This is a genomic window from Nitratidesulfovibrio oxamicus (assembly GCF_015731765.1).
GTDB lineage: Bacteria > Desulfobacterota > Desulfovibrionia > Desulfovibrionales > Desulfovibrionaceae > Cupidesulfovibrio > Cupidesulfovibrio oxamicus.
Map to the genome: position 1 here is coordinate 1 of NZ_VRYY01000487.1, position 1,729 is coordinate 1,729.

1 protein-coding gene and 1 pseudogene are annotated in these 1,729 nt (G+C 68.8%); both read left to right on the plus strand.

Annotated features, from left to right (window positions below):
* Nucleotides 1–681 (plus strand): annotated as a pseudogene (locus tag FVW20_RS14395) (glycosyltransferase family 2 protein); the annotation flags it as partial.
* A gap of 202 nt (nt 682–883) precedes the next feature.
* Nucleotides 884–1,729, plus strand: an 846-nt coding sequence (locus tag FVW20_RS14400; RefSeq protein WP_196610161.1) for a protoporphyrinogen/coproporphyrinogen oxidase, incomplete at its 3' end; no start/stop codon positions are given.

The following is a 1,729-nucleotide window of genomic DNA, read 5'->3' on the forward strand; positions in this document are numbered from 1 at the left end:
GTGCGCCACCAGCCGGATGCCGCCGCCTGGGGCGGGCGCACCCTGGACTGGCACGCCCCGTACATGGTCCAGTCCGCCGACCTGCACCTGACCGCGCACTTCCGCGCGCCGGAAGGCACCCCGCCGCACCTCGCCGCCTTTGCGGACGACAGCCCGCCCCCGTCAGGTAACTATACGGGCAACACCACCGGCGAACCGCAGCGCGACACCCTGTCGCCGGAGGTGGCCTTTTCCCCGGCCCGCGCCCATGCGCTACCCTTTTCCGTCAGCAACCTGCACGCCCAGGTCACGGACATGGGGCGCTTCGACTACCTGCGACCGTGCATTTCGGTAACCGGTTGCTGCCACATGTTCCGCACCGCGGAACTGCTGGAGCGCGGCGGGTTTTCCCTTGCGCTGTCGCCATCCCAGTACGACGACCTAGAGCACGACCTGCGCCGGGCCCGTGCCGGACGCCTGCCCTGCTACACCGGCTTTCTGCCCGTGCGGCACATGAAGCGCAGCGGCAAGGCCGTGCGCATGGGGGCGGCGCAGTTCGGCAACGGCCTTGGCAACCGGTACAAGCTTTCGGGCATGTTCGACGCCGCCGAGGTGCTGGCCATGCGCCGCCGCGAGTTCGAGGCGCTGGAACGCGACCTGCTGCGCAAGCTGGCGGCCCTGGGCGCACACACGGGTTCCTGACGGCAAGGCTTGCCCGGAGCGGGGCCGTCAGGCACGATTACCGGGACGGCACGATTACCGGGCAAGCGCGATCACCGGGACACACCCGATCGGTCGCTTGCCCTGCTTCAACAAGGCCGCCCCGGCCCACCACGGTCATCACGCCCCGCACTGGGGCATACGGCTGCCACGCGAACACACCGCGCGACCCACAGGACACCGCATGCACGTAAAATACCTGATCATCGGCGCAGGCCCCACGGGCCTTGGCGCGGCCCACCGGCTGGCGGAACTTGGGGAACACTCCGTGCTGGTGCTGGAGCGCAACCCCTACGCCGGGGGGCTGGCCGCCAGCTTCCGCGATGCGGCGGGGTTCACCTGGGACATCGGCGGGCACGTGGTGTTCTCGCACTACGCCTACTTCGACAAGCTGGTGGAAAGCCTGCTGGACGGCCAGTACCTGGAGCACATGCGCATCGCGCGGGTGCGCATCGCCGGGCGCTGGGTGCCCTACCCCTTCCAGAACAACATCCGCCACCTGCCGCCGGAAATGCAGTGGGAATGCGTGCAGGCCCTGCTGCCCGGCAACCGGCGCGAACAGGCGCCCACCAACTTTGCGGAATGGTTCGAATACGTCTTCGGCGCGGGCATCGCCAAACATTTCATGCGGCCCTACAACTTCAAGGTGTGGGCCACCCCCGCCGAACTGATGAGCTACCAGTGGATCGGCGAGCGGGTCAGCGTCATCGACCTTGAAATGGTGCTGCGCAACCTGGTGCTGCAACTGGACAACGTGAGCTGGGGCCCCAACAACCTGTTCCGCTTTCCGCTGCACGGCGGCACCGGAGAAATCTTCACCCGGCTGTCCGCGCGTCTGGGCGACAAGGTGCGCCTGAACACCCCCGTGACGGCGGTTGATCCGGCAAAACGCACCGTGCGCACGGGCAGCGGCCAGGCCATCACCTACGACCACCTGCTGGCCACCGGCCCGCTGGACCTCCTGATCCGCGACCAGATCGGCGCGGGGCCCGCCGCCGCCATGGTGGGCGACGACCTGCGCGCCGCCGCC